The 1248-nt window shown below is 63.5% G+C and carries 2 protein-coding genes; both read right to left on the bottom strand.

Annotated features, from left to right (window positions below; translation table 11 throughout):
* Nucleotides 1–101 precede the first annotated feature (101 nt).
* Nucleotides 102–875, bottom strand: a complete 774-nt coding sequence (locus V7D28_RS07120) for a phytanoyl-CoA dioxygenase family protein (protein ID WP_333586680.1) — start codon at nt 873–875, stop codon at nt 102–104.
* Between the two features lie 162 nt (nt 876–1037).
* The coding region (locus V7D28_RS07115) for a TauD/TfdA dioxygenase family protein (protein WP_333586679.1) at nt 1038–1248 on the bottom strand (211 nt) is incomplete at its 5' end.

Below are 1248 nucleotides of genomic sequence, written 5' to 3'. Positions count from 1 at the left end.
CCCCCCCCGCGGCCGCCGTCCCGGGCGGGGGCGGGGGGTTCGAGGATCGCTGGGGCGTGGGTGAGGCGTCCCTCGCCCTGGCCATCGGCCGTCTTGGAGAGTCATTCCATCGGTCGACGCCGGAGGGTCTCGGTCAGCATCAGACGGGGACGGCTCAGGCGGTTATGGCCTATAGCGTGGATGACCCCCGGGTGCATCAAGATGAGATCGCCAGGACGTCCTGTCATTTCCTCTACGGTGACGATGTTTCCGCCCACAGCCGCCTCAACGTTGATCAGGGGCGATACTTCTGCTGTTCGGGCTGCGAACAGTTCGTCGAACCACCGGTGCTTGCGAAGACCGCCCTTAACGTCCGCCGACCGGAGCGTCCCAAGCGCCCGTTGTTCCTCTTCCAGGGCGAACCTGTGCGATCCGGCGATGTAGAGTGTGCCGCCGCCCCCCGGCAATACATGGTCCAGAAAGGTGAAGAGCCTCATGGTCGATAGGGGACGAAGCTTTTCGTGAGCGCCAAGATCGAGGTGCCACGGCGGGCGTGCAAGAACAGGGTCCGGCGTCGGAAACGTGACCAGAGGTTTGCCCCAATGCTGCGGCTTGTACCACTGGCTGGTCCCCAGGAACGCATCAGCTAGCGCAACGAGCGCGGGTGTCTCCATCGGCGCGAAGGCTCCAGATCGAATTAGCGACTGGAATTGCGCAGGCATCGGGGTCGACCAGCTCTCCCGCACATCGCGCTGCATCCGATAGCGGCGCTCAATGTCCTCCCACAGTCGCTCACGCATCACGTCGATAGCGGCGATTGGAAAGAATTGATCGAAGCGCAGGACACCCCGTCCATCAAATTCGTCGGACTGCGCTTGGCTCAGGGCTTTCGCCATTGGCGTCTCCAGCTTGAGACGCCCCGCGGTGAAATGTCTGCTCGTCCAGAAGCCGATCGCGTTCATTCCACCACGGCGGTACCGCGGCTCACCGCGAGGCGCGGTGATATCGAGTGATATTTCTCTTGCTTGCTGATGCGGTCAAGCGCGTATGGCGCGGCCTCAAAACGGCTTGTCCCCCGCCACCGTGACCCGGAAGCCTGAGCGCGTATCCGGGAAGTAGTCCCAGATGGCTTGGTGCCAGGTGCAGCGGTTGTCCCAGAAGGCGACGGAGTTGGGGCGCCAGCGGAAGCGGACCTGGTAGTTCGGGTTCATGCTGTGGACATAGAGCAGCTTGAGGATCGCCTCGCTCTCGTCGTCGGGCAGGCCCACG

This window comes from Phenylobacterium sp. (assembly GCF_036723115.1).
Classification (GTDB): Bacteria; Pseudomonadota; Alphaproteobacteria; order Caulobacterales; family Caulobacteraceae; genus Phenylobacterium.
The sequence above is the reverse complement of the archived record's forward strand: the minus strand, read 5'-3'. Positions and strand labels throughout refer to the sequence as shown.

Bases quoted from the DNA above. Each gene is read 5' to 3' on its own strand.
- V7D28_RS07120 (WP_333586680.1), bottom strand. From the start codon at position 875: ATGGCGAAAGCCCTGAGCCAAGCGCAGTCCGACGAATTTGATGGACGG.